Source organism: Leptolyngbya sp. AS-A5, from assembly GCF_039962495.1.
In the GTDB taxonomy this organism is placed as follows: Bacteria; Cyanobacteriota; Cyanobacteriia; order Leptolyngbyales; family Leptolyngbyaceae; genus Leptolyngbya.
On the sequence record NZ_JAMPLL010000006.1, the window covers coordinates 171,195 to 195,319 of the forward strand.

Annotated in this window: 25 protein-coding genes and 1 tRNA gene; 17 read left to right on the forward strand and 9 right to left on the reverse strand. The window is 49.7% G+C overall.

Annotation, left to right across the window (positions count from 1 at the left end):
• Window positions 1-3: 3 nt before the first annotated feature.
• The 4 genes from ylqF (at window position 4) to ctpC (ending at window position 4,208) form a co-directional block, all read left to right on the forward strand.
• Window positions 4-843: a ribosome biogenesis GTPase YlqF gene (gene ylqF / locus NC980_RS10415; RefSeq protein WP_190379087.1), complete on the forward strand. Its 840-nt coding sequence runs from the start codon at window positions 4-6 to the stop codon at window positions 841-843.
• 394 nt (window positions 844-1,237) lie between these two features.
• Window positions 1,238-1,426: a hypothetical protein gene (locus NC980_RS10420; protein WP_190379088.1), complete on the forward strand. Its 189-nt coding sequence runs from the start codon at window positions 1,238-1,240 to the stop codon at window positions 1,424-1,426.
• 105 nt (window positions 1,427-1,531) lie between these two features.
• Entirely contained in the window at window positions 1,532-2,755 is a 1,224-nt protein-coding gene (ispG, locus tag NC980_RS10425; protein WP_190379089.1) for a (E)-4-hydroxy-3-methylbut-2-enyl-diphosphate synthase, read from the forward strand.
• 169 nt (window positions 2,756-2,924) lie between these two features.
• Window positions 2,925-4,208, forward strand: a complete 1,284-nt coding sequence (ctpC, locus tag NC980_RS10430) for a carboxyl-terminal processing protease CtpC (protein WP_347273107.1) — start codon at window positions 2,925-2,927, stop codon at window positions 4,206-4,208.
• On the opposite strand, the gene NC980_RS10435 is transcribed toward ctpC, so the two are convergent.
• Window positions 4,205-4,402, reverse strand: coding sequence for a hypothetical protein (locus NC980_RS10435; protein ID WP_190379091.1), 198 nt, complete (start codon window positions 4,400-4,402; stop codon window positions 4,205-4,207). The two genes, ctpC and NC980_RS10435, sit on opposite strands and share 4 nt — an antisense overlap.
• A gap of 188 nt (window positions 4,403-4,590) precedes the next feature.
• Here NC980_RS10435 and NC980_RS10440 point away from each other — a divergent pair, with 188 nt between their 5' ends.
• Window positions 4,591-5,991 (forward strand): type IV pilus twitching motility protein PilT, encoded by a 1,401-nt coding sequence (locus NC980_RS10440; RefSeq protein ID WP_190379092.1) that lies wholly within the window; start codon window positions 4,591-4,593, stop codon window positions 5,989-5,991.
• A gap of 122 nt (window positions 5,992-6,113) precedes the next feature.
• Here NC980_RS10440 and NC980_RS10445 read toward each other — a convergent pair.
• Window positions 6,114-6,187, reverse strand: a tRNA-Pro gene (locus tag NC980_RS10445).
• 147 nt (window positions 6,188-6,334) lie between these two features.
• Between NC980_RS10445 and lipA the strand changes: the two genes are divergently transcribed.
• The 7 genes from lipA (at window position 6,335) to NC980_RS10480 (ending at window position 13,781) form a co-directional block, all read left to right on the forward strand.
• Entirely contained in the window at window positions 6,335-7,204 is an 870-nt protein-coding gene (gene lipA / locus NC980_RS10450; protein WP_190379093.1) for a lipoyl synthase, read from the forward strand.
• Window positions 7,201-8,121, forward strand: coding sequence for an NAD(P)H-dependent glycerol-3-phosphate dehydrogenase (locus NC980_RS10455; RefSeq protein ID WP_190379094.1), 921 nt, complete (start codon window positions 7,201-7,203; stop codon window positions 8,119-8,121). Before lipA ends, NC980_RS10455 begins: the two co-directional genes overlap by 4 nt.
• A 95-nt stretch (window positions 8,122-8,216) precedes the next feature.
• Entirely contained in the window at window positions 8,217-10,283 is a 2,067-nt protein-coding gene (locus tag NC980_RS10460; RefSeq protein WP_190379095.1) for a tetratricopeptide repeat protein, read from the forward strand.
• A gap of 355 nt (window positions 10,284-10,638) precedes the next feature.
• The gene (locus NC980_RS10465; protein WP_190379096.1) at window positions 10,639-10,989 is read left to right on the forward strand and encodes a Spx/MgsR family RNA polymerase-binding regulatory protein; all 351 of its coding nucleotides are present in this window, start codon (window positions 10,639-10,641) and stop codon (window positions 10,987-10,989) included.
• Between the two features lie 22 nt (window positions 10,990-11,011).
• Complete coding sequence (locus tag NC980_RS10470; protein WP_190379097.1) at window positions 11,012-11,383, forward strand: DUF2237 domain-containing protein; 372 nt, start codon at window positions 11,012-11,014, stop codon at window positions 11,381-11,383.
• A gap of 101 nt (window positions 11,384-11,484) precedes the next feature.
• Entirely contained in the window at window positions 11,485-12,756 is a 1,272-nt protein-coding gene (locus NC980_RS10475) for a glycoside hydrolase family 76 protein (protein WP_242027169.1), read from the forward strand.
• A 29-nt stretch (window positions 12,757-12,785) separates the two neighbouring features.
• The gene (locus NC980_RS10480) at window positions 12,786-13,781 is read left to right on the forward strand and encodes a glycosyltransferase (protein WP_190379098.1); all 996 of its coding nucleotides are present in this window, start codon (window positions 12,786-12,788) and stop codon (window positions 13,779-13,781) included.
• Window positions 13,782-13,787: 6 nt separating this feature from the next.
• Here the strand turns inward: NC980_RS10480 and NC980_RS10485 are convergent, their stop codons facing one another.
• Window positions 13,788-15,245 (reverse strand): mechanosensitive ion channel domain-containing protein, encoded by a 1,458-nt coding sequence (locus NC980_RS10485; protein WP_190379099.1) that lies wholly within the window; start codon window positions 15,243-15,245, stop codon window positions 13,788-13,790.
• 110 nt (window positions 15,246-15,355) lie between these two features.
• On the opposite strand from NC980_RS10485, the gene secG reads away from it, so the two are divergent.
• On the forward strand, window positions 15,356-15,589 hold the full coding sequence (gene secG, locus NC980_RS10490; RefSeq protein ID WP_190379100.1) for a preprotein translocase subunit SecG: 234 nt from the start codon (window positions 15,356-15,358) through the stop codon (window positions 15,587-15,589).
• A 74-nt stretch (window positions 15,590-15,663) separates the two neighbouring features.
• Window positions 15,664-16,242, forward strand: a complete 579-nt coding sequence (locus NC980_RS10495; RefSeq protein WP_347273084.1) for a peptidase — start codon at window positions 15,664-15,666, stop codon at window positions 16,240-16,242.
• 103 nt (window positions 16,243-16,345) lie between these two features.
• Here the strand turns inward: NC980_RS10495 and NC980_RS10500 are convergent, their stop codons facing one another.
• Complete coding sequence (locus tag NC980_RS10500) at window positions 16,346-17,308, reverse strand: AMIN domain-containing protein (RefSeq protein WP_190379102.1); 963 nt, start codon at window positions 17,306-17,308, stop codon at window positions 16,346-16,348.
• Between the two features lie 238 nt (window positions 17,309-17,546).
• Here NC980_RS10500 and NC980_RS10505 point away from each other — a divergent pair, with 238 nt between their 5' ends.
• A complete protein-coding gene (locus NC980_RS10505) occupies window positions 17,547-18,551 on the forward strand; it encodes a glycosyltransferase family 9 protein (protein WP_190379103.1) in 1,005 nt (334 codons plus the stop codon).
• A gap of 15 nt (window positions 18,552-18,566) precedes the next feature.
• Window positions 18,567-19,649, forward strand: coding sequence for a glycosyltransferase family 9 protein (locus tag NC980_RS10510; protein WP_199298723.1), 1,083 nt, complete (start codon window positions 18,567-18,569; stop codon window positions 19,647-19,649).
• Here NC980_RS10510 and NC980_RS10515 read toward each other — a convergent pair.
• The 5 genes from NC980_RS10515 to NC980_RS10535 form a co-directional block, all read right to left on the reverse strand.
• Window positions 19,602-20,528 carry a zinc-binding dehydrogenase gene (locus NC980_RS10515; protein ID WP_190379104.1) on the reverse strand — a complete coding sequence of 309 codons (927 nt, stop codon included), beginning with the start codon at window positions 20,526-20,528 and terminating at the stop codon, window positions 19,602-19,604. The genes NC980_RS10510 and NC980_RS10515 overlap by 48 nt on opposite strands.
• Window positions 20,529-20,633: 105 nt before the next feature.
• Window positions 20,634-20,981: an XRE family transcriptional regulator gene (locus NC980_RS10520; RefSeq protein WP_190379105.1), complete on the reverse strand. Its 348-nt coding sequence runs from the start codon at window positions 20,979-20,981 to the stop codon at window positions 20,634-20,636.
• Window positions 20,982-21,170: 189 nt separating this feature from the next.
• Window positions 21,171-21,545, reverse strand: a complete 375-nt coding sequence (locus tag NC980_RS10525; protein WP_190379106.1) for a hypothetical protein — start codon at window positions 21,543-21,545, stop codon at window positions 21,171-21,173.
• A gap of 88 nt (window positions 21,546-21,633) precedes the next feature.
• Window positions 21,634-21,906 (reverse strand): hypothetical protein, encoded by a 273-nt coding sequence (locus NC980_RS10530; protein ID WP_190379107.1) that lies wholly within the window; start codon window positions 21,904-21,906, stop codon window positions 21,634-21,636.
• 66 nt (window positions 21,907-21,972) lie between these two features.
• Window positions 21,973-22,341 carry a hypothetical protein gene (locus NC980_RS10535; protein WP_190379108.1) on the reverse strand — a complete coding sequence of 123 codons (369 nt, stop codon included), beginning with the start codon at window positions 22,339-22,341 and terminating at the stop codon, window positions 21,973-21,975.
• A gap of 401 nt (window positions 22,342-22,742) precedes the next feature.
• Between NC980_RS10535 and ahcY the strand changes: the two genes are divergently transcribed.
• Window positions 22,743-24,020, forward strand: a complete 1,278-nt coding sequence (gene ahcY / locus NC980_RS10540) for an adenosylhomocysteinase (protein WP_190379109.1) — start codon at window positions 22,743-22,745, stop codon at window positions 24,018-24,020.
• Window positions 24,021-24,125: the final 105 nt, after the last annotated feature.

Here is a 24,125-nt window from a genome sequence, read left to right on the forward strand (position 1 = left end):
AAGATGTCTGCACCTTCCATCCAGTGGTATCCCGGTCACATTGCCAAAGCTGAAAGAGCGCTTCTAGAGCAACTCAAGCGCGTCGATGTCGTGCTGGAAGTTCGGGATGCGCGAATTCCTTTGTCCACGCATCATCCGCAGGTCGATCAATGGATCGGGGAGAAAGGGCGAATTCTGGTAATGAATCGAGTGGATATGATCCCGCAAAAAGCAAGAGAGCAGTGGACACAGTGGTTTCAAGAGCGGGGCGAGGAGCCGCTGTTTACCGATGCTCAACACGGTAAGGGGATCGAAGCGATCGCCAAAGCTACCCAAACGGCAGGAGTCAAAATGAATCAGCGCAGGCTCGATCGCGGGATGCTGGCTCGTCCCGTTCGAGCCGTTGTCATTGGCTTTCCCAATGTCGGAAAATCGGCGCTGATCAATCGACTCCTCAAACGGCGAGTAGTCGAAAGTGCCCGTCGTGCCGGCGTAACGCGGCAACTGAGATGGGTGAGAATTTCTGACCAAATCGAATTACTCGACGCGCCCGGAGTTTTGCCCAACAAGCTTACAGATCAGCAAGCCGCCATTAAACTAGCCATCTGTGACGATATTGGCGAAGCAGCTTACGACAATCAAAGAGTTGCAGCATCTTTGGTGGAATTGTTGCAGTCCTCCTCTGCGGCATTGGAATCGCGCTACGGACTCGCGATCGCAGACCTAACCGGAGAAAGCTATATCAAAACCTTGGCAGACCTGAATTATAAGGGTGACGCAGAACGCACTGCACGGCAAGTTCTCACTGATTTCCGCAAAGGAAACTTAGGCACGATCGCGCTGGAATTACCTCCAAATGAGTAACCTCTGATACAAAGCGGCAAACAGTTGGGGACATAGGGAAAACTCGCACAGCCCTCCCTCCTGTTTGTATCATTTCGTTTTTTCCTCCGGATTAGCCGTCTCTTAACTGAAATCAGAATCGTAGAGCAAAATTGTTTTCAAAGTCTGGGAACATTCTCGCTTCAAATTCGTCAATCTGCGTCAAGGCTAGTTCTGGTCTGGATTTGAACAATTTGGATAATTCAAAAATTGTTCATTGCTATACCGCTTTTCTTAGAGAAGCTCCTCTAAGATCTCAACCATCGATTTAGCCTGAAACTTCTGTCAGTCGAAAGCGTAATTCTACGGAATTGCATAAATCCATTGGGTTGTTCGTACTGAAACTCGTTCACTTGTGGCTGTTGGGGTGTTTGCTATGTCACGAATTCGCGAAGTCGTTCAACAAGCGCTAACGACCGGACTGCTCTCGATCGAAGCCGAAAATCAACTGCGGCTTCTGCTCTCCTCGAAGTACGATCAAGAAGATTTTCGCGCCTTTATGACGCTGCAAAGTGCAGCAATGGCAGGTTCTGTTAAACAAGAATCTCGCTTATGCCGGGGATAGGCGGAAAATGCGGTTAAATGGTTCATTTCTATGGCAATCTGAAAGACAGAAGCTCTCATTGGTGAGATTCTGTCTTTTTTGCTATCGACCCATCATCCCCGCGTTATGCAAACTCTGCCTACCCCGATCGCCTCGGCTACTCCGGTGGCTCAGTATTCCACTGACACTACGATTCATCGTCGCAAAACTCGCTCTGTTCCTGTGGGTAGCATCTCGATCGGCAGCGATCATCCCGTCGCCGTTCAATCGATGATCAACGAAGACACGCTCGATATTGAAGGGTCAGTCGCGGCAATTCGTCGTCTGCATGAGATTGGCTGCGAGATCGTCCGCGTCACTGTTCCTAGCTTGGCACACGCGAAAGCGATGGAAGAAATCCGCGATCGCCTGCACAAAACTTATATGCCCGTTCCGCTCGTTGCAGATGTGCATCACAACGGCATGAAGATCGCCCTAGAAGTGGCAAATTACGTCGATAACGTGCGGATTAATCCCGGTCTGTATGTGTTTGAAAAGCCGAAAACCACCGAATACACGCAGGCTGAGTTTGACGCGATCGGCGAAAAAATTCGAGAAACGCTTGCTCCATTGGTGATTTCCCTGCGAGATCAGAACAAATCAATGCGAATCGGCGTGAACCACGGTTCGCTGGCAGAACGGATGCTGTTTACTTACGGTGATACCCCAGAAGGGATGGTAGAATCTGCGCTCGAATTCATCCGCATCTGCGAGTCGCTCGACTTCTACAACCTTGAAATCTCGCTCAAAGCCTCAAAAGTTCCGGTCATGCTGGCGGCTAATCGTTTGATGGTCAGACGCATGGACGAACTAGGCATGGCTTATCCGCTCCATCTCGGCGTGACCGAAGCGGGAGATGGCGAATATGGTCGGATTAAATCCACGGCTGGCATCGGTACCCTTTTAGCTGAGGGCATTGGTGACACTATTCGCGTTTCTCTAACCGAGGCTCCAGAAAAAGAGATCCCCGTTTGCTATGGCATTCTGCAAGCGTTGGGGCTGCGGCGCACGATGGTTGAGTATGTGGCTTGCCCGTCTTGTGGTCGCACCTTGTTCAATCTAGAAGAGGTCTTGCAAAAAGTCCGAGAAGCCACAAATCATCTAACCGGATTAAACATTGCCGTGATGGGCTGCATCGTCAATGGCCCGGGTGAAATGGCAGATGCCGACTATGGCTATGTCGGGAAGCAAGCAGGCTACATTTCCCTGTACCGAGGACGCGAAGAGATCAAGAAAGTCCCAGAAGATCAAGGCGTTGCAGAACTGATTAACCTGATCAAAGGGGACGGCAAATGGATCGAGCCGAAATAGCAGCAAGAGAAAGCGAAACAAATCTTGACGGTTTGAGTTCTTCTTTTCCCGTTTTTTGCGGCGATCGCCAAATCCCCATCCAAAAACTGGGCAATAATTACGGATCGCCCTAAATGCCTGTGTTAAATTGAGCATAACCTTTTGTCACTTCTCCAGAACTTCAGCAGGTATAGTCATGACGAAACGAGCGCTTGTCTTAGGAGCAACGGCTGCCGCCGTTACCGCAGTGACCATCACCGGAGCCGGGATTCATCTTAATAAAGGGCAAGCGTTCTTTCGGGATAGTCCTAAAGAGCTTGTGGATGAAGTCTGGCAAGTGATCGATCGCAATTACGTCGATGCGACATTTAATCAGGTCGATTGGAAATCGGTGCGGAGCCAATATCTCAACCGCAGCTACAAAGACAAAACCGAAGCCTACAAGTCAATTCGGGAAATGCTCAAGCGATTGGGCGATCCCTACACGCGCTTTATGGACCCGGATGAGTTTCGCAATATGCAGATCGATACTTCCGGTGAGTTGACAGGCGTGGGAATCCAGCTTGCAGCCGATGAAAAAACCAAGAAACTCACGGTAATTTCGCCGATCGAGGGGAGTCCTGCTTCAGCCGCCGGAGTCCAGGCGAAAGACATCATCCAGCAGATCGACGGCAAAAGCACTGAAGGAATGGACGTGAACAAAGCCGTGACGCTGATTCGCGGGCCTGTGAACACTCAAGTCAAGCTCACGGTTCTACGCGGTACTCAGCAGCTAGAGTTCAACCTCAAACGCGCCAAAATTGAAATTCATCCCGTTCGCGCTAGCGTTCAGCAATCGCCGACGGGCAAGGTCGGCTACATTCGTCTCGTTCAGTTCAGCGCAAATGCCGCTCCGGAGATGCGTGAAGCCATTCAAAAGCTGGAAAAAGAGAACGTCACAGGCTATGTGCTTGACCTACGATCGAACCCCGGCGGATTGCTCTACGCCAGCGTGGACATCGCTCGGATGTGGGTTCCCAAAGGCGGCATCGTCTCAACCGTCGATCGCCAGGGCATTTCAGATAAAGAAGAAGCCAACGGTCGCGCCTTGACCGATAAGCCGCTCGTCGTACTGGTAGATGGCGGTTCAGCCAGCGCCAGTGAAATTCTCTCTGGCGCCATTCAAGATAACAAGCGCGGCACGATCGTCGGAACGAAAACTTTTGGTAAGGGTTTAGTCCAATCGGTTCGCAGCCTGGGTGACGGATCGGGAATGGCAGTGACGATCGCGAAATATCTCACGCCCAAGGGTCGCGACATCAACAAGCATGGAATTGACCCAGATGTGGTGGTTGAACTGAGCGAACAGCAGCGGCAAGCTTTAGTGAAAGACCGCGAGAAGATTGGCACTGCTAACGACCCGCAGTACGTTAAAGCCATGCAGGTACTCAACCAAGCCATTACCGCTAAACAAGGCAACCGCGCTAAAAACTAGCTCGGCTGGCATTTTCCTGATCGAATTAATCCGACGCGACGCGCGATCGCTTCTCCCTCTGAGGTAAATGGGCCCCAATGCTCCACGATCTCAGAGGGATTTGTCGTTTGGCTTTTTTCTAGCTCATCCTCAGTCAAAATCTGACATTGGGCAGTGGGTCGCTTCACTACGTACCAACGCTCCGACGCACTCATAGCTCCTCATCCCTCTTGATACTCCCCCGTGACATCTGGGAAAGCTTAATTCATGTTAGGGGTCTGGCATTCACCGTGCCAAGGTTCAAACCGTAAAGATTTTCCAAATCGAGCATTCATTCGCCCCTCTGCCCCCGCCACCCGATTAATCCAACCCATGTACTCAGGGATTTTATCAACGTAGGCATATGACACTAGAATCACAGCGTTCATCCGCGCCGCACACTGAGAGCACTGCCGCCATTCGCGACATTCCTCCGCCACCTGCTCCAAGAATGCCTCCTGCACCGCCGCCTTCCCTACGGACGATGCCCAATCTATCTGCGGAAGTGACTGAGCCAGCAGTAAGAAATGGCGCGACTCAAACCTTGGCAATGCCTGCAAGTCGTCCGCCCGCTCCGCCTGTCCCAATTCCAGCTAATTCGCCTTCTGCACCGTTGACAACTCCGACTGGAGCAACTCCTCCCCCTGCAATGGGACATCGCCCCACAATTCCACCGTCTGCCCCAACTGCGTCTCGTCGCTCTGACTCACCGACCCTAGAACAAATCATCCGCACCGCATTTGATAAAGGATTTTCGGATGTTCATTTGGGAGTGGGTGAAGTTCCGCGCTATCGCAACCGAGGCGAAATCGAAACGACCGAATGGTCTGAAACGGATCATGCAACGTTCATGGGTTGGCTGCGGGAAGTATTGTCTGAGGAGGAGATCAGCCAGTTTGAAGAAAGTATGGACTTCGACGGTGCGACTCAGTACGACTTTGCGCGGGTTCGGATTAATATCTTCGGTTCGCTACACGGCCCAGCGATGGTGCTGCGTTTGATTCCGCTGAAAATCTTGACGATGGAGCAGCTAAACCTGCCAACGGTGTTCAAGGATATCTGTCACTATCACAAGGGGTTGATTCTAATTACAGGTCCTACCGGATCAGGGAAATCGACTACGCTGGCAGCGATGATCGATTACATCAATAAGGAGATGCCGAAGAATATTATTACGATCGAAGACCCGATCGAATTTATTCACAAAAGCCGCAAAGCCTTGATCAAGCACCGCGAAGTGGGGATGCACACCCGCAAATTTGACAACGCTCTGAAAGCCGCGCTCCGGGAAGACCCAGACATCATCCTGGTCGGTGAAATGCGAGATAAGGAAACGGTCAACACAGCCTTAAAAGCAGCGCAAACGGGTCACTTAGTCATGGGAACCCTGCACACGAATAGCGCGGTGAAAACGATCGAGCGGATTCTCAGCCTTTATCAACCGAACGAACAGGCAACGATGCGGGTTGCGCTGGCGGAATCGCTGGTGGCGGTCGTCGCACAAGGGCTATGTCGGACGACGGACGGCAAGCGGGCAGCGTTCCATGACATCTTGATCAATACTGATGCGATTCGAGATTACATCCGCAAAGGGGAACTCGATGAGATTGAAGCAATTATTCCTCGCTGCGGATTTGACGGGATGTGTACGATGAATCAATCGTTGTACAAGCTGTACGAGCAAGGTCAAATTACGGAAGAAGTGGCGCTGGAAATGTCGCCGAAGCAAAACGAAATGGCGCAAATGCTACGCGGTCGAGTTTAAGCTTCTGTGTCGTTGTGCTTACAATAAAGCCCCGATTCTTGACGGATCGGGGCTTTTATTTGCTGTGAGTCGTTGAGCGATCGCGGCGATCGTCAGTGTTTCATGCGGTCAATTAACCAAAATCGGGATGATAGGATTTGAACCTACGACCCCCTCGTCCCGAACGAGGTGCGCTACCAAGCTGCGCTACATCCCGCAAAGCATTTTTTGCAATGCGTATTTCATCATAATGCAAGTTTGCGTCTGCGTCGAGGGATTTGCGAAAAATTCCAGGGTTGTTAAGAAGAGTCAGGACAAATTAAGATAGAACACGCAAAACGCGATCGCACACATAGGTAAAGCAGTGGTTGTTAAACCGGAATGGCTACGGGTCAAAGCTCCTCAGTGGGAGCGAGTCGGAACTGTCAAAGAAGTCTTGCGAGATTTAGCGCTGAATACGGTGTGCGAAGAGGCATCTTGCCCGAATATCGGTGAGTGCTTTAATGCGGGAACAGCGACATTTTTGATCATGGGGCCTGCTTGTACTCGTGCTTGCCCCTATTGCGATATTGATTTTGAGAAGAAGCCAAAGCCGCTTGATCCGACCGAGCCGACTCGACTCGCGGAAGCGGTGCGACGAATGCGGTTGAATCATGTCGTGGTGACTTCGGTGAATCGGGATGATTTGCCGGATGGTGGAGCATCGCAGTTTGTTCGCTGTATTCAGGAGATCCGATCGGTTTCACCGAAAACGACGATCGAAGTTTTGATTCCGGATTTGTGCGGCGATTGGGACGCGCTGGAGGTCATTTTAAGTGCGTCTCCTGAAGTGCTGAATCACAATACTGAAACGATTTCACGGCTGTATCGTCGGGTACGTCCGCAAGGGAATTATGCACGATCGCTCGAATTGCTGAAACAGGTGCGCGACACTAATCCAAGCGTTTACACCAAGTCGGGGATCATGGTGGGATTGGGTGAAACCGATGCTGAAGTGCGCGAGACGATGCAGGACTTGAGAGCGGTGAACTGCGATATTTTGACGATCGGGCAGTATCTCCAACCGAGTCAGAAGCATTTAGGGGTGCAGAATTTTGTTAAATCAGAGCAGTTTGATGCTTGGCGGGACTATGGCGAATCGATCGGCTTTTTGCAGGTGGTTTCGACTCCATTAACTCGGAGTTCCTATCATGCCGAGCAGGTTCAGGCGCTGATGAAGCAGTATCCGCGATGAGGATTACGGTAATCGGGGCGGGGGCTTGGGGGTCAACGCTGGCAGGATTGGTACGAGACAATGGGCATGAGGTCGCAGCGTGGTCGCGGCAAAGTGATCGATCCCTGGATGAAACGATTGCCCAATCCGATCTTGTCATTTCAGCCGTATCGATGAAAGGCGTGCGATCGGTGATTAAGCAAATTTCGATTACGATGCCGACGATCGTTACGGCAACGAAGGGATTAGATTCTGAATCGGGCAGTGAAACGGCGTTGCCGTTGCTGCCCTCGCAGGTTTGGCAGGCTGCATTTCCAGAGAGTACGATCGCAGTTCTATCCGGGCCAAATTTATCTAAGGAAATCCAGCAAGGGCTACCTGCTGCCAGTGTTGTTGCGAGTCGGGATCAAGCCGTTGCCGATCGCGTTCAGCAAGCCTTTTCCTCCGCGCGATTTCGGGTATATACCAATGCTGATCCGCTTGGGGTTGAACTGGGTGGGACCTTGAAAAATGTGATTGCGATCGCCGTTGGAGCCTGTGACGGGTTGCAGTTGGGTGCGAATGCGAAATCGGCATTAGTGACACGGGGACTGGCTGAGATGATTCGGCTCGGTACGTATTGGGGTGCGAAACCGGAGACGTTTTACGGCTTGTCGGGCTTGGGTGATCTATTGGCAACTTGTAGCAGTTCCTTGAGCCGGAATTATCAAGTTGGGTATGGACTCGCACAAGGGAAAACGCTTTCCGAAGTTCTAGCAACACTGGAAGGAACCGCAGAAGGAATTAACACGACTCAGGTTTTAATCAAATTAGCGCAAGCTCAAGGAATTTCGATGCCAATTTCCACTCAGGTCGATCGCTTACTGCGGGGAGAAATTACGCCCCAGTCAGCCGTTGGCGAACTGATGCAGCGCGATAGTAAGCCGGAAACCGTTTAGAAAGCTGCAACATTAAGATAATTTCTGCGAATTCTGGAATCGGCTTGGTAAATTGGACAATAGTACAACTTCCATTGATCGAGCGGAAATTCTTTATGCTGAAAAAGAATCAATCAGTTTTTGCCTTTCTACTGGGCGGATTTCTCGTCTGTTCGGCTCCGCTCAGTTCGATTGAAGTTGTCCGAGCGCAGCAATCCCCGCAGCAGGAACTGACCCAACTGCGACAAGAGCAGCAAGTCCGATCGCAAGTGGAATCGGAAATCGATCGTGCCTTAACTCGCTCCAGTATGCTGCTGAATGTGGCGCTGATTACCTTAACCGTGTTTCCGATCGCGCTGCTTGTGGCGTTGTGGCGATTCCGACGGATTATTATTCGTGAAATTGTCGAACGGGGATTAGAGCAGCTTCAGCATCTCTCCGAGGTTGAGCATCAGCTCCAAGATGTTCAACAGGAAGCAGAACGCCGAATTCAGCAGTCCCGCAATGTGATCGCTCAACTCGAAGTCGAAGTTCAGGAATTGCAGCGCCGAATTTCAGAAGATGCAGAAAGTTTAACGGGCTTAACGGCTCAGTTGTCACGATCGCAGTCCGAACTCTTAGCCGGACTCGAAACGCAAGTTAATTTATCAAAACGAGAGCTAGAAAATCTTGCTTCAGGTTTCGTCGCCCATCTCACAACGTTAAAGACCGATACCGACCAGCAAAGCGCGCTTGTCGTCGATCGATTCACGGAATTACAAAATCAATTAATCGCACAACTCGATGAAATTGGCGCATTTGCCACAGAGCAGCAACAACTCACACAGGAACATTTAACGAAATCGCAAACCGCATTTACAACGCAGCTCGATCAGCTACAATCTGACGCGCAACACCAGCGCGATCAAATGTTGCAACGCTTAACGCAATTCGAGCAAGATTACATTACACAACTTAGCGACGTACAAACTGACACAGAAGATCGACGTAATCAACTCCTCGAAGATCTGCGTCATCTCAAAGCAGAATTTGCAGCCCAGCTAATCGCATTTCAGCTTGATACCCAACAGCAGCGCGATCAAGTCAGCGAACGGATTGAACAGTTAGAAACGGAACTTTCAGGAACAGCGACGGAAGTTCGATCGCACCTAGAGGAACATCAAAAACAGGTACAGCGCAACCTCGACCAGAAAGAAACGGAAGTATTATCGCAGCTCGAACAGCGTCAAAAACAACTGCAAGCCGATCTCGACCAGCGAGGGGCAGAAGTTTCATCTCAGTTCTCAGAGTTAGAATCGACTGCGCTTCAAGGAAGAACCAACTTCCTCGACAAGTTGCGGCTCCTCGAATCCGATGCAGTGCAGCAAAAACAAGCGATTTTCAACAAGCTTCAGCATTTAGAACTTGAGTTCGTTTCTCAACTTTCGGGACTGCGTGAACAAGCCCAAAATCGCCGTCCTGAGCCTGCTGAAACCTCCACGGCTGAGTCAGTAGAATCGACCGATTTCGACCAGGCTGAGGAGTTATTTAGATCCGGTCAATTTGAGGCGGCGATCGCACATTACGATCACGCCATCAAGCAGCAATCCAACAATCCGGAACTCTGGCTGAGACGCGGTTTGGCGCTGGGACGACTGAAACAATACAAAGAGGCGATCGCGTCTTACGATCGCGCAATTCAACTCGATCCCGATTACTCAGAGGCGTGGTGTGATCGGGGCGTCGCCCTGGGCAAATTGCAGCGCCACGAAGAAGCATTTCGCTCGTTCAATCAAGCGGTGCAAATTCGTCCCAAAGACTCGATCGCGTGGCTGAATCGTGGATTAGCGCTGCAAATGTTGGCACGCTATTCCGAAGCATTAGCTTCATTTGATGAAGCCCTCAAACTCAATTCTGAAGCCTACAAAGTTTGGAACTATCGCGGCTATCTGCTGATTCAGCTAGAGCGCGATCGTGATGCGCTTGAAAGCTTTGACTTTGCGATCGATATTCAGCCAAGCTATGCGCCTGCGTACTACAACAAAGCCATTTGTTACGCACTTCAGGGACATACCCAGGCGGCGATCGAAAACCTCGAAGAAGCCATTCGGCTCAATCCTCGCTACCGGGAAGATGCCAAAGGCGATCCTGAATTTGAGCAAATCATGAACGATCGCCGCTTCCGGCAACTGGTCGAGCGCTAAGCCAGTCTCGCTCTTGTGGTAGATCCCATTGGGGCAGTGACGATCGCAAACTGGAGATAGCTTCAATAATGCTCCGGGTAGCCCTCTAAATCCCGCATATTTAGGAACTGTGAGCGTTAAGAATCTCTCTAAGTTCGGGGAACCTCTTCGCTCAAAGTCCCCCGTTCGTGGGGGATTTAGGGGGCAACCCTCCGCTCAAGCCGAAGCGGAAAATTTATCACTCACGTAACATAAAACCCTTATTATTATGAACCAAGCAAAATTATGGATTGGAATTATTGGAACGCTAGTGATCTATTGGATCTTGGTGAATGTTCTGCTTTAGAATCATCAAGGCAATCAAAGCTTAGAATCGATGACTCTGCAAGTTTATGGCATTCCCACCTGTGGAACCTGTAAAAAAGCGTTCAAATGGCTAGACGATCGCGCGATCGCCTACGACTTTATCAACACAAAAGATCAACCGCCCACCCAGGCTGCGATCGCAGCCTGGGTCTCAGCCTTGGGAGCAAAACCGATGCGAAATACGTCAGGGCAGTCTTACCGGGCTTTAGGAGAAGAAAAACAAGCTTGGACAGACAATCAATGGGTGGACGCTTTTGCAAAAGATGCCATGCTGCTGAAGCGTCCACTATTTGTGAAGGATGGAAAGGCGGTATTTGTTGGATTCAAACAAGAGGCACTCCAGCAAGCCCTGGAAAACTAGACATCAATAGGGAGAACTGATCATGGTTTCACGCGCTAGAAATGTTTTAGGAGAGGAACTTCAAAGCTGCTGCACCTCGCCGATGACGGGATATTATCGCGACGGATTTTGTAGCACCGGAGCCGGAGATACGGGTGTTCATGTCGTCTGCGCTCAGCTAACCGCCGAGTTTCTCGAATTCACCAAATCTCGCGGAAACGATCTCAGCACTCCGATGCCCCTTTATGATTTTCCCGGATTAAAACCGGGCGATCGCTGGTGTCTGTGTGCTGCTCGTTGGAAAGAAGCGCTTGATGCAGGGGTCGCGCCTCCGGTTGTGTTGGCTTCAACTCATGCCGCAGCACTCGAATATGCCAGCCTGACTGAGTTAAAGCAACACGCAGTCAGCGAGTAATATTTGTTTTTTGAGTTATGTTAAAAAAATAATCTAGGGCAGTATCCTTAATTACCTTGTGACCCAATTGTTGTGACCAGGATTTAAGGAGATGCTCGGTTATGGTTCTACCCGGAGTTTGCCAAGCCGCTGCCGCTGGAATGGCTGCGCTTCAACTGTTTTACAGCAGTTCTACAGGACTTTGGAAATCGACGGGCTGGTGGAATGCAGCAAACGCGCTCGAAACGACGATCGATTATTCGCGCACGACGAATCAGTCCACCTACCGCCACATCATCTCCAACACCTACAACAAGCAAAAATCAACAGGATTCACCGAAGCCGATGTGTATGATGACCAAGGCTGGTGGGCGTTGACGTGGATTAAGGCATACGATCTAACCGGTGAAAAGCGCTATCTCAACACCGCAAAAGCCATCTTCAGAGACATGACTAAAGGATGGGATTCAAAATGCGGCGGCGGCATGTGGTGGCGCAAAGATCGTCAGTATAAAAACGCAATCACGAATGAGTTATTCTTTACTATTGCTATCCGGTTGCATCAACGCACCGTGAATGACTACGGTAAAGGAAGTTACCTCGACTGGTCAAAGCGCGGCTGGAACTGGATCAAACGATCAGGTATGATCAACCGCCAAAATTTAGTTAATGATGGACTCGACGATCGTTGCCGCAACAACGGACAAACAACCTGGACTTATAACCAGGGCGTAGTGATTGGGGGACTGGTTGATTTGTATAAGAGTACAAAAGACCGTTCTTACCTGAATCAAGCTCACACGATCGCCAATGCAACAATTCAGCATCTTTCTAGAAATGGAGTTTTGCGCGAACCTTGCGAGCCAAACTGTGGAGAGGACGGGCCGCAGTTTAAGGGCATTTTCATTCGCAATTTAGCTTACCTGCATCAAACTTCACCGAACTCGCGTTACAGAGACTTCATGGTGAAGAATGCGAGTTCAGTTTGGGCAAAGAGCCGCAACGATCGGTATCAGTTCGGTTTAAGTTGGGCAAAGGGGTTCGATCGTGCTGATGCTGCGCGGCAAAGCGCGGCGATCGATGTGCTGAATGCTTCGATTCCGTTTGATTCGACTTGTATTGCAAAGGTGAGCGATAGCTCTGCTACAGGAGGACGTGACCGTCCAGCGACGACCCCATTATTCTTTTCATCAGTTCCTCTACAGCAGAATCAGGTGAAGCAGTTTGATCTATCGTTTAACACCCAGGACAATCAAGCTGCACCATCAACACACTTGCTGTCTCTGATTCCGAGTCACCAGAATCAAGTACCTCATTTTGAGCCATCCTTCCGGATTGAACCCTTGATGCAAGGCTTGATTTCTTTTCTTGCGCTGGAACGATCGCTGCAATAGAATACCCACACCGAATGATGTGACTTGAGATGCGATCGCTTTATTTCTTGCTGCCTGGGACTGGAAAACGCTTTGCCTGCGGAGGCTTATGGGCAGAACTCAAAGCCTTTGAACTGGCAAAGCAGCTTTGTCCAGCAGAGATTGTCACTTATCGACAACGCGAGAAAGGCACTTTGTTTCTCGATGATGTGCTGGAGCAGAAAGACTTGAGCAACATTATCTTTGTGATGAGCTGGGGGTTTGATGTCGCAAAGTTAGCCAACCGATTGAAAAACTATCACGCGATTTATCACGCTCATAGTGCAGGCTATGGTTTTACATTGCCTTCGAGTGTTCCGATCGTCACGGTTAGCCGCAATACACTAGGATATTGGGGACAGCTTTCACCAAATTCACTAATCTATTATTTGCCAAATCAAATCTCTGATGAATTTCGCGTTTTAGATCTGAATCGCGATATTGATGTTTTGATCCACACACGAAAATCCTCGGAGTATTTGATTAATCAGTTAATTCCTGCACTTCAGCAGCGTTGTAAAGTTGAGATTATCAATACTTTCGTTGATAGTCTCTCAACTGTTTTCAATCGGACTAAAGTTTATTTATACGATTCTGCCGAGTATTGGGCGCAACAGCGTGTGAGCGAGGGTTTTGGACTGCAACCGATGGAAGCAATGGCGTGTGGATGTCAAGTGTTTTCAAGCGTGAACGGTGGATTGTCAGATTACTTAGATCCAGGATTTAACTGTCAGAAAATTGCGGGTTATTCGACCGAGTATGATGTTCAGCGAATTTTGAGAGCGATCGCTAACCCTACACCCCCTTTACCTGCTAGTTTCTTTGATGAATATCGATCGCCCAATATTCTGCACCGATTGAACGTAATTTTACGTGAAGTGAATGAATTTTTTGACCATAAACAAGCTCATCCCGCCACAATTGCACCCTTGACTCGATCGCGTTTAACTCAGCTTGCCTTCAAACGTTTGATCGCGAAAGTGCAGAAAAAGCTCAACGCTCGTTAACGTCAATCAAATTCCAAATATGATTTGAATCCGTTTGCGAATCTGAACGAGCGGCGGTTCTTCCTGAGCACCAATCTTAATTCCTAAGCGCTCCAAGCTATCCTGCCGTTTGACTAACTCTTCTGAAATACGATCGGCAAGCTCCTGCTGTTTTCGCAATAACCGTTGCAGATTGCCGCGATCGACCACAAATAAAATCGTCTCCTCTAAAGTTCGTAGCGTTGCAGTTCGAGACGTTCCCATCAGCAAAGACATTTCTCCGATAAACTCGCCCGCCACGCGGACTGCAACTTGCTTGTCGATCGACTCCACAAACACATCCACCGAACCCGACAAGATGATATAGAACGAATCTCCGGGATCGTTTTCGCGGCAGATAGTCTCACCTGCTGCAAACTTTTTCTGATATCCCTCCTCGATAATGTGTCTCAGTTCAAAATTGCTCAGAGTTGAAAAGTAGCTCACCTTGCGAAGCATCTCTTTGAGCGTGATGGCGGTCGATCGTTTCAACTTTTGATTCGTTGCTAACTCCTCGAATGGTGTAGCAGCTTGTTCGATGAACACAGGCATCTGATTCGGATGCTCTGTCCGAATCAGAACACTCTTGCTCGGATAAGTAATGCCATATTCCTGAAACTTGGCTTGGATGCGGAAGAGTAAAGCGCTTTTAATCGAACTTCTTCGCATCGGTTGAGCAATCGAGATTTCAATCTCAAACAGAAACGAGTTATTTTCGATGCCCTTGAAAAAGACGATCGGACGCGGCGAAGACAAAATATCCGGTTCTTCATACGCTGCGGCTAACATTGCCTCTGTGACTAACATCGAATCATTCGTATCTGCAACCGCAATCTGAAGCGCCACACAGCAAGTCGGATCAAGATGCGTCCAATTGATCAAACTATTGTTTGCCAGCACACTATTGGGCACAAACACCGATAAGCCCATTCCCGTCCGAATCTGGGTCGATCGCAGTGAGATGCGCTCAACCGTTCCGAGTACGGTTCCAACTTCGACAAAATCGCCCACGCGAATCGGCTGTTCGAGCAATAAAATGATGCCACTAATGAAATTGTTCGCTAAATTTTGCAAGCCAATACCAACTGCCAACCCGATCGCCCCCGCAAAAACGGTGAGAGAACTTAGATTAATTCCGGTAGAATCGAGAACAAAGAAAAAGCCTGCGATCGCAACGACATAGCTTGCCAGCGAAGAAAGGGATTCGCGTGTCCCAAGCTCTAGTCCAAAGCTGGCTAAAATTCGCTTTTTAATGAGCTGCTTAATAATGCGCGAGGCGATCGCGACACAGCCGATTTGAAGAACAAGAGCCGATAACGTCGCAAACGAAAGCCGAACATCTCCAATCTGAATTAGGGTGAAGTTGAACAAGCTAAGGAGCGTTCTAATCAGGCCATTCAGGCTTGCTTCTCCGCCGACTACAGCAAAACGAACAGCGTTAATCATGACACTCAGGGAAACTACGTTTTTCTGCCAGAATGCCCAATCTCGCGTAAAGCGAATCAATACAACGCCAATGTCAATATAATGAAGGGTATGTCGATCGTATTGACCTTATGACGCTACTTACAGTTTTGAGATCAGTTTGGATGTTTTCTGCGGTCGGAATCGTGATTCTGGTGCTGCTGCATAGTCCCAAAGGCGATGGGTTAGGCGGTCTAGGCGGTCAAGCTCAACTGTTTACTAGCACCAAGAGCGCAGAAACAACCCTGAATCGCGCCACTTGGCTGTTAACGATCCTCTTTATGGGAATCACAGTGATTCTGAGTGCGGGATGGCTGGGTCGGTAAGATTTCGCTGGTTCAGGACGCATTCGATTGCTCTTTTTGCAGTCGGATGCGTTTTGTTTTGGGCGATTTCTGGGGTGGCGTTGTCTGTTCCGAGGGTTCATCCGTTACCGTCCGTTTTGGCACAGTGGACAGATCGATCGGGCGATTACTTCGATCGAGTGCAAAAAACAGAACCTGAATATCTCGTTTGGTCGCGCTTTCCGGTGAAGGTCTACGTTCAGCCTGCGGATCAGTGGAGTCAGACTTGGGTAACTCTGATGACGCAAGCGGTAAATGAATGGAAAGCTTATTTTCCATTGGAACTAGTCGATCGTAGGGACAGCGCAGATATTCGGATCGATCGGGCTTCGATTCCGCTCCGATTTCCTCCCGTTGAGCGCGTTCGATTTGCGGACGTTCGCTTTGAACTGTATGAACAAGATGCAATCTTGCAGCATCGCATGATTATTCGAGTTCAGCCGAACCGCCCAGATTTGTCAATGCTTGCGGCGGCGCGTCATGAACTCGGTCACGCTTTAGGCATTTGGGGACACAGCTCGCTTGAAACCGATGTGATGTACTTCTCGCAGGTTCGCACTCCTCCTCTAATTTCAGCAAGGGATGTCAACACCTTGAAACGAGTGTATGAACAACCGACCCGCTTAGGCTGGTAAACGATGCAAGTGGTTGCATAAATTCATGGCGGCATCCTTTGCTCTAGCGGGTCTGGAATAAGCCGAAGTTGTGAGGGGCAGCGAAAATTGCATCGAACTGACGTTAACGTGGCAAAGGCTGACCAAACTCAATTACTCTCGATCGCGCTGGAACTGGAGCATCTTCTAAGGGGCGCTGTGTTGATCGTGGCGGATCTGAGCGTTGCTCAAGCTGCGGAACAGTCACTTCTGGTGGAGTAGCCGGAGCAATCACGGGCGGAAACGATCGAGGAATCTCCAAGCTAGAGTTGACTTCGGGCAATTGGAGCGGATTCGATTGCGGTATCGATCGTGCAGGTGCAGTCGGAAACAATAGGCTACTTCCTGGCTTATTGCTCGATCCAGCAGTGGGTGCCGTGGGTGCGGTTGGCAACGGGCGAGCCTGAGCAGGCGGCAAGGGGGGTGCAGTCACCGAAGGCGGCGCTTCTGGTGCAACGTTGATTGCAGGTGGAGCAGGTGGTAAACCAAAATCGTTGGCAGAGGCTTGGGCGATCGCAGCTGCTGGCGCTGAAGTTTGAGGAGTCGCAGTCTGAGCCTCTGACGTTTGAACAGGTGCGACTTGAACTGGACGCGCCGCATTAAACACAGCTTTTGAATTTGCAGAAGCGGCAAGCATGGGACGGAGCGTCCAGCGGACACTTGCTGAAGCAGAGCGATTTTGCCCTTGCTCGGTACTTTTGACGGGTTGAAGTTGAGCTTGCGGATTGCTTAATTCGGTATCGGGGGCAAGTTCCAAAACGATTCTGGCAATATTCGGCTGAAATTGCGACACTCGAACTTCGCGAACGGCTCCTGAAAACGTCCCTCTTGGATTGACAGCGGCAATCTGAGTGTCAGGAAGATCAAGCACAATCCGGGTCGGCTGTGCCATGAGAGAATAGCGCGGTGTAATTCCAGCAGGCACGGTGACTTCAAGCTGGTTGGTGTTTGGATCGAAGCGCCAAGTTTCTAAGGGAGCCGCGATCGCAGAAGTGCTGATGAGAAGGGCGATCGCGGAAATGAGTTCGAGTTTGAAGAATTTCAGCATGGCGATAGAAGCAAAGAGTGCTGTCGAGCGCGGCTCGAAGAGTTGGCTGGATTATAAGCGAGTTTTGGGCGACTGCAACGATTTTTGCTAATTTTGCTCTGTTCTACTGAAAATTCCCTGTAGCGATCGCTGCTTAAGCTGGGTTGCCAGATGCAGTCGGAGTAATTTCTCTCTTTAGAGCAATGACAGCAGCCTACTGCACCTGGTAGCTAATCAGGGAGGGTTCGTAATCGTTCAGATGCAGCAAATTCTATTTATTGAGCTATTGGGTGGGATTGGAGATGTTTTAATTGCGCTGTCTGCAATTCAAGCATTGGGGCGCAGTCATAATCAAGCCAAGATGACCGTGCTGACGTTTGCGCCAGGCGGATTATTGTTGGAGCATGATCCATTCATTGAGCGAGTTGTCTATGCAGATAAACACAATGTCAGACAGGCGATCGAGCAGCTTTTATCTGAGCAGACATTCGACTTAATTGTTTCAGATACAAATTACGATCGCATTGATCAATTAATTTCTAGTCGTGCTGATCGTGTGGTATCAAATCTTTGGCGATCGCCACCTCCGAATCAGTTTGTCAGCGATCGATTTACTCAGATTCTATTGTCAGAAGGTTTGATCTTAGAATCTGCAATCCTGCCGCCTAAACTGTATCTCACGCCTGAAGAGTACCAGGCTGCCAGAGAAAAACTTGCAGGTTTAGCACCTCCTCTGGTTGTGCTTTGTCCTGATGCAGGAATGAAAATTAAACGCTGGGATGAACGGAATTTTATTCAACTGGGACAGAGATTAGAGGCTGCGATCGTGGTTTTAGTTGGCTCCGATCGCGAACAAGCAGCACTCATTTCAGACCAGATTAACAACGCAAAATTATGGGAATTAGGAACATTACGAGAACTGGCTGCGATGCTTTCTCAGGTTGATTTGATGATTGCTAGTGATACTGGAGCCGCGAGAGTTGCGGCAGCAGTGGGAACGCCAACAATCACATTATTTGGCCCATCCTGGTATGAACGGTACGGACAACCGCAACCGCACGTTAATTTACAAGGCTATTTGAACTGTCCAGAGCGCAGAATTGAAAACTTTACCGTCCAGTCCTGTTGGTACAGTGGCGAATGCTCGGTTCCGACGGAATTGCGCTCCGCGCAAAGCGCAGATTGGGCAACTTGTGTCGATGAAATTTCTGTCGATCGAGTGATGGCAGTTGCAACTCAATTGCTGGAAGCTCAAAGCATTTGATTAAGTGAAAATTCTGTGTTAGCTCAACCTTGGACATCGGTTAGAAATTTGCTAGTGATGCGGTTGGACAATATTGGTGATGTGATCATGACCAGTCCAGCCTTGCGATCGATTAAAGAAAACTTGCCCGAAGCAAAGTTGACCTTAATGGCAAGTCCCGGAGGTTCGGCTGCGGCTGCGGCGTTGCCGTGGGTCGATGAGGTATTGACATGGCGCGTATTGTGGCAGGATTTAGGGCGATTGCCGTTTGAGCCAGCGCGGGAGTGGCAGTTAGTTGAAAAGCTACGCGGATTTGATGCTGTGATCATCTTCACAAGCTTTAGTCAGTCTCCGCATCCAGCCGCGTTTGCTTCATGTTTGGCAGGAATTCCGCTCCGGTTAGGAGAATCAAAAGAAACAGGCGGCGCAATGCTCACGCATGAAATTCCTGCTGCACCGGATGATCTGCATCAAGTGGAACGAAATCTACGTTTGATCGAGTCGGTCGGGTTTGAGGTGCGCGATCGTTCCCTAGAAATTCAATTCCCGAATCTCAAACTGATTGATCAGCCTTACATTGTTCTGAATGCTTGGACAAGCTGCCAATCGCGCAACTATGATGCAAAGCGATTTGCGATCGCAGCGAAACAACTTGCAAATCTATCAGGCTGGAAAGTCGCTGTCACCGGAGTCGAGAAAGATCGCGATCGGGCTGGAATTGTGCTGGAAGTATTGGGCAATTGCGCGATCGACTTGATTGGCAAAACTAGCTTGTCAGAGCTTGCCGCTTTGATTGCTCATGCAGAACTGATGTTGAGTAACAATACTTCAACGATGCACATTGCCGATGCAACTAAAACACCGAGCATTATCCTGTTTGCGGGGACTGAACTGGAATGCCAGTGGGAGCCGCGCAGCGGATTTGCACGACTGTTGCGACAACCTACCGATTGCCATCCTTGCTATGCGTTCGAGTGCCCTTACAATCTAGAGTGCTTGGATATCGAACCGGATGAAATTGTGCGATCGGCTTTAGACCTCTTGCAGCAATCCCCTAAACATCGTGGAATGCTAATCGAGATGCAGCACCGCTTTGCCGACAAATTGGCGATCGGTTAGCTGCTGCGCGAGAGTTGCGATTTCCTTCCAAGAAGCCATGCGATCGATATGGGGTTTCAGGGTTCCATCGGCAGCGAATTGCACCAATTTTGTGAGTCCAGCGGCAGCAGGTTGGCGCTTCAGTTCGTGGAACAAAATGAAGCCGTATAAGCTTGCGCCACCCACACCGTAAAAGGATTTCGCGTCGATCGTCACCGTTTCATCTGCCGTCGTTCCATACGTGACACAGATTCCATCCGGCGCGATCGCGCTTAATGCGTTTGAAAGCAAACTGCCGCCTGTCGAATCCAGAATCAAATCATACGGGCTAAATTCTTGCAGTGATTCTCCGACGATCGTTCGATGAGCACCTGCTTCTTTCACAAAATTAATCCAGTCCGATCGCCGCAGTTGTGCCGTAACGATCGCCCCTGCTTGCCGCGCCAACTGAACGGCAAAATATCCCACACCGCCCGACGCGCCAGTAATCAGAACCGATTTTCCTAAGAGTGATCCGCCCTTTGAAAGCCCCATCAGCGCCGTTAATCCAGCAACCGGAAGCGTTGCGGCATCGGCAAACGCAACCTGATCCGGTAAGGCTGCGATCGCATCCGTCGGTACTGCCACATATTCCGCCCAAGCCCCCGACAACACAAATCCAACCACCCGTGTTCCAACCGCAAAGCCTGACCCATCAGCGGCAGCAGTGACGATCGTTCCTGCCAAATCCCATCCCGGTCGTGATCCTGCGGCAGCGGTTTGAGCGCGTCTTACTTCTCCCCGATTCAGCGAGATGGCTGCAACTTTGACCAAAGCTTGCGATGGCAAAAGCGAGGGTCGCTCGACTTCTTTGAGTGCCAATCGCCCCGGAACCGATGGATCAACTACCACACACTGCATATCAAGGCCTCCACTCCACTTCAAAATCATAAATCGATTTGTCAGCGCGGCTCAATCGAGACGTAGCATTTGCTTAATGCTCATACAGTCTAATTTTTGTAGATGTTACTGTACTTTGTCGCGATCGTTGGATATTGCCTCAATCGATGCACAAAGCTGAGCAACGGTGTTCTTGATCTCATAAATTTCATCACTTAACTTATCTAATCGGGATTCGATCGTTCTAAGATTCGAGGGCAATTGCCACATTGAAAATTTCAACGCTGATAGTATCTTCTCAACGGTTGCAAAACTCGGTTCATACGCTGGATCATTCAGGATACGGTTGATCTGCTGTGTGTATCCTAATGCGCTTCCCCCATGCTCTTCAGCGATTCTGGCAGAGATCTGTCGAATGCTCACACCTTGAAGTTTCATTAAATCCCGAATCACCACCACCACTCTTTCTTGCATTCGATCCACCTTTCGATTACGCTATGCTCTGAGAACTTGAATCAACTGAACGACCTTGCCGCGAGTGGTGGAGGTCTTTTTTTATGAAAAAGCAGTAGAACTCAAAAAGGCTCTACTGCTACAGATTCACCGGGAGTCTTTCAACCCTCCGTGGAGACGCGATTGATCGCGTCTCCACAGTTCAACCAATTACAGTCCAACCAATTCACGCGATTCTAACCCGCTCAATTGCTGTGCGATCGCCAACCGCGCTTCTAGCTTGGCTACGCTGAACTCATTCCGCAACCGCTCTAGATGAGCAAACGCATTTGCCTTCTCAGTCGTTGCGCGATTGAGGGCATCGATCCCCCGCTGATACTCGGAATTCACTTGCAGCACTTCAAACCGCCGCGCCTTGCGCTGGTTATCGTTCTTCAGCGCCGTCTCAAACGCCACCACCATATCGGCATTGCCTTCTAACCGAGCGATATGATAGCGGATCTCAGCGATCTTCTGCTCTAGCTCATTCACATGCTGGGCAGCTTGGGCGATCGCGGTGGGATATTGATCTAAACGAAGTTTCATGACTGACATTCCTGAAAATAATAAGTGGTCAGTAGCCATCGGGTCAAAACTGACAGCCGACTACGAACAGCAGCAAACCTTTCAGCCATTAAGCGACCATTCCTTGCAGAACAGGCGCATGAGTGGGCAACTCAGAAATCGGTGGAAGCTGTGTCTCGTGCTGAGACTGCGGTGCAGCTTGCTCTAAGACTTGCACTTCAATCTTGACGGACACAAGGTAGGAACCGGGTTGCTCACCCACGGCTTGCGCGATTAGCTCCGCAAAACCAGGGCGATCGGCAGTAATCGGATCACGAAGCGAACACCGATCCCATTCGTACTTGGCGCTCGGATCAAGCTGAAGAATATAATGCTTCGTCATGGAACAAGAACCTGAATCACTTGTACTATTGTAGTGCATAATCGCTACGATTTCAAGGAGATCGAGCTATGCTGCGATCGCAGATTTATGCGATGCAACAATGGCGCGATCGTGGTCTTTGCGATCCCAATACGCGAGTCGTCGAGCCGTCTCCGTATCGCCAGACAACTTGATCTCATACGGAAACTGAGTCAGCACTTGACTCTTCTGCACCGAGAAGCGCATTCCTGAACTTGCAAGGGATTGAGCAAACTTCTGGGCTTGGCTAAACTTCTCAAAACCGAGATAACACACCTCAGACGATCGCGCATATCGTCGAAACGGAGTCCTCACACTTAAAACTCTATTCGAAAGATACTGCCCAACCCGTCCACCGCCCATCGAGAAAAACCGACCTACTGGAACGACATCTTGCATGGAGAAGGGAGAATTCATTACTTCTCTATTGTAGTTACTATTCACTACATCTTGGGGTAGATTTTAGAGCGATCGCCGCCCCAAACTGGATCGGTTCTTCCCTCGAAAAAGAATGGTATTTCTGTACTATGGTATCGGATTTCAGTGAAATCGCCCAAATTTCTTGAAGAAACGTTAAGCTTTTCAAAAGAGTCAAGAAAGGCTGTGTAAAGCACGTAAGAAGCTTTACCTCTCACCTTGACTTCGCTCAGTATCGAACCTGAGATTAGGGATTAGCTTGCTTTGTCAATCCTTACTGATCGCTATGGAATCGATTTAGAAACTTTAGCGATCGTTGAATTGATCCTGAAAATGCAAGTTAACGTATTAAGGGGTTTTCACATCCCGCACTTGATGTCTCTTATTAAGGAAACATTTTCATGACCGCAACACCCGTCCGTTTGAAGTACGAAGTCAAAGACCTTGCCCTTGCACCCGCAGGTAAACAGCGGATCGAATGGGCTGGGCGGGAAATGCCAGTGCTAAAGCAAATCCGAGATCGTTTCGCTCAAGAAAAACCGTTTGAAGGCATTCGACTCGTTGCGTGCTGTCACGTTACGACCGAGACTGCAAATCTCGCGATCGCCCTCAAAGCAGGCGGAGCCGATGCGATTCTGATTGCTAGCAACCCGCTTTCGACTCAAGACGACGTAGCTGCCAGCTTAGTTGCAGACTACGAAATCCCTGTTTTCGCAATCAAAGGCGAAGACAACGAAACCTATCATAAGCACGTCCAGATCGCTCTCGATCACCGTCCTAACATCATCATTGATGATGGCTGTGATGTGGTCGCAACCCTGGTGCAACAACGCAAACACCAAATTGAAGACTTGATTGGAACCACCGAAGAAACCACAACCGGAGTGGTTCGCTTGGAAGCCATGAACAAAGATGGTGCTTTGGCGTTCCCTGCCATCAACGTCAACGACGCAGAAACGAAGCACTTCTTCGATAACCGCTACGGAACCGGACAATCGACGCTCGACGGCATTATCCGCGCGACCAACATTCTCCTAGCAGGTAAGACGATCGTTGTGGCTGGATATGGCTGGTGCGGTAAAGGCACAGCGAATCGCGCTCGTGGTTTAGGCGCAAACGTCATCGTCACTGAGATCAGCCCGGTTGCTGCGATCGAGGCCGTGATGGATGGTTTCCAACTAATGCCGATGTCCGAAGCCGCTGCGAAGGGTGATATCTTCATCACTGTCACAGGCAACAAGCATGTGATTCGCGGGGAACACTTCGACGCGATGAAAGACGGCGCGATCGTCTGTAACTCTGGTCACTTTGACATCGAAATCGATCTCGAAGCGCTGAAAGAACGGGCAACTGATGTGAAGACCGTTCGCAACTTCACCGAGGAGTACACGCTCAAGTCTGGTAAATCAGTCGTTGTGCTGGGTGAAGGTCGCTTGGTGAACTTGGCAGCCGCAGAAGGACACCCAAGCGCGGTAATGGACATGAGCTTTGCGAACCAAGCTTTAGCCGCAGAATATCTGGTCAAGAACAAAGGACAGTTAGAACCAGGTGTTTATCCGGTTCCGACTGAATTAGATCAAGAGATCGCACGGTTGAAACTGCAAGCGATGGGCTTCTCGATCGACAGTCTAAATTCTGACCAAATCGAGTACATCAACTCCTGGACTTCTGGAACCTAATTGCTCCAGATTATTTGATCTACATTTCAGGTAGGTAGCCTCATGCTACCTACCTTTTCTGTGTGAGCTTCACCGCTTTTGTGTGAGCTTCACTGCTACGTATCG

What these genes read in the sequence shown, in the direction of transcription:
- ylqF (WP_190379087.1), top strand. Translation starts at nt 4, where the DNA reads ATGTCTGCACCTTCCATCCAGTGGTATCCCGGTCACATTGCCAAAGCT.
- NC980_RS10420 (WP_190379088.1), top strand. Translation starts at nt 1,238, where the DNA reads ATGTCACGAATTCGCGAAGTCGTTCAACAAGCGCTAACGACCGGACTG.
- ispG (WP_190379089.1), top strand. Translation starts at nt 1,532, where the DNA reads ATGCAAACTCTGCCTACCCCGATCGCCTCGGCTACTCCGGTGGCTCAG.
- NC980_RS10435 (WP_190379091.1), bottom strand. Translation starts at nt 4,402, where the DNA reads ATGAGTGCGTCGGAGCGTTGGTACGTAGTGAAGCGACCCACTGCCCAA.
- NC980_RS10440 (WP_190379092.1), top strand. Translation starts at nt 4,591, where the DNA reads ATGACACTAGAATCACAGCGTTCATCCGCGCCGCACACTGAGAGCACT.
- NC980_RS10455 (WP_190379094.1), top strand. Translation starts at nt 7,201, where the DNA reads ATGAGGATTACGGTAATCGGGGCGGGGGCTTGGGGGTCAACGCTGGCA.
- NC980_RS10460 (WP_190379095.1), top strand. Translation starts at nt 8,217, where the DNA reads ATGCTGAAAAAGAATCAATCAGTTTTTGCCTTTCTACTGGGCGGATTT.
- NC980_RS10465 (WP_190379096.1), top strand. Translation starts at nt 10,639, where the DNA reads ATGACTCTGCAAGTTTATGGCATTCCCACCTGTGGAACCTGTAAAAAA.
- NC980_RS10470 (WP_190379097.1), top strand. Translation starts at nt 11,012, where the DNA reads ATGGTTTCACGCGCTAGAAATGTTTTAGGAGAGGAACTTCAAAGCTGC.
- NC980_RS10475 (WP_242027169.1), top strand. Translation starts at nt 11,485, where the DNA reads ATGGTTCTACCCGGAGTTTGCCAAGCCGCTGCCGCTGGAATGGCTGCG.
- NC980_RS10480 (WP_190379098.1), top strand. Translation starts at nt 12,786, where the DNA reads ATGCGATCGCTTTATTTCTTGCTGCCTGGGACTGGAAAACGCTTTGCC.
- NC980_RS10485 (WP_190379099.1), bottom strand. Translation starts at nt 15,245, where the DNA reads ATGATTAACGCTGTTCGTTTTGCTGTAGTCGGCGGAGAAGCAAGCCTG.
- secG (WP_190379100.1), top strand. Translation starts at nt 15,356, where the DNA reads ATGACGCTACTTACAGTTTTGAGATCAGTTTGGATGTTTTCTGCGGTC.
- NC980_RS10500 (WP_190379102.1), bottom strand. Translation starts at nt 17,308, where the DNA reads ATGCTGAAATTCTTCAAACTCGAACTCATTTCCGCGATCGCCCTTCTC.
- NC980_RS10505 (WP_190379103.1), top strand. Translation starts at nt 17,547, where the DNA reads ATGCAGCAAATTCTATTTATTGAGCTATTGGGTGGGATTGGAGATGTT.
- NC980_RS10515 (WP_190379104.1), bottom strand. Translation starts at nt 20,528, where the DNA reads ATGCAGTGTGTGGTAGTTGATCCATCGGTTCCGGGGCGATTGGCACTC.
- NC980_RS10520 (WP_190379105.1), bottom strand. Translation starts at nt 20,981, where the DNA reads ATGCAAGAAAGAGTGGTGGTGGTGATTCGGGATTTAATGAAACTTCAA.
- NC980_RS10525 (WP_190379106.1), bottom strand. Translation starts at nt 21,545, where the DNA reads ATGAAACTTCGTTTAGATCAATATCCCACCGCGATCGCCCAAGCTGCC.
- NC980_RS10530 (WP_190379107.1), bottom strand. Translation starts at nt 21,906, where the DNA reads ATGACGAAGCATTATATTCTTCAGCTTGATCCGAGCGCCAAGTACGAA.
- NC980_RS10535 (WP_190379108.1), bottom strand. Translation starts at nt 22,341, where the DNA reads ATGAATTCTCCCTTCTCCATGCAAGATGTCGTTCCAGTAGGTCGGTTT.
- ahcY (WP_190379109.1), top strand. Translation starts at nt 22,743, where the DNA reads ATGACCGCAACACCCGTCCGTTTGAAGTACGAAGTCAAAGACCTTGCC.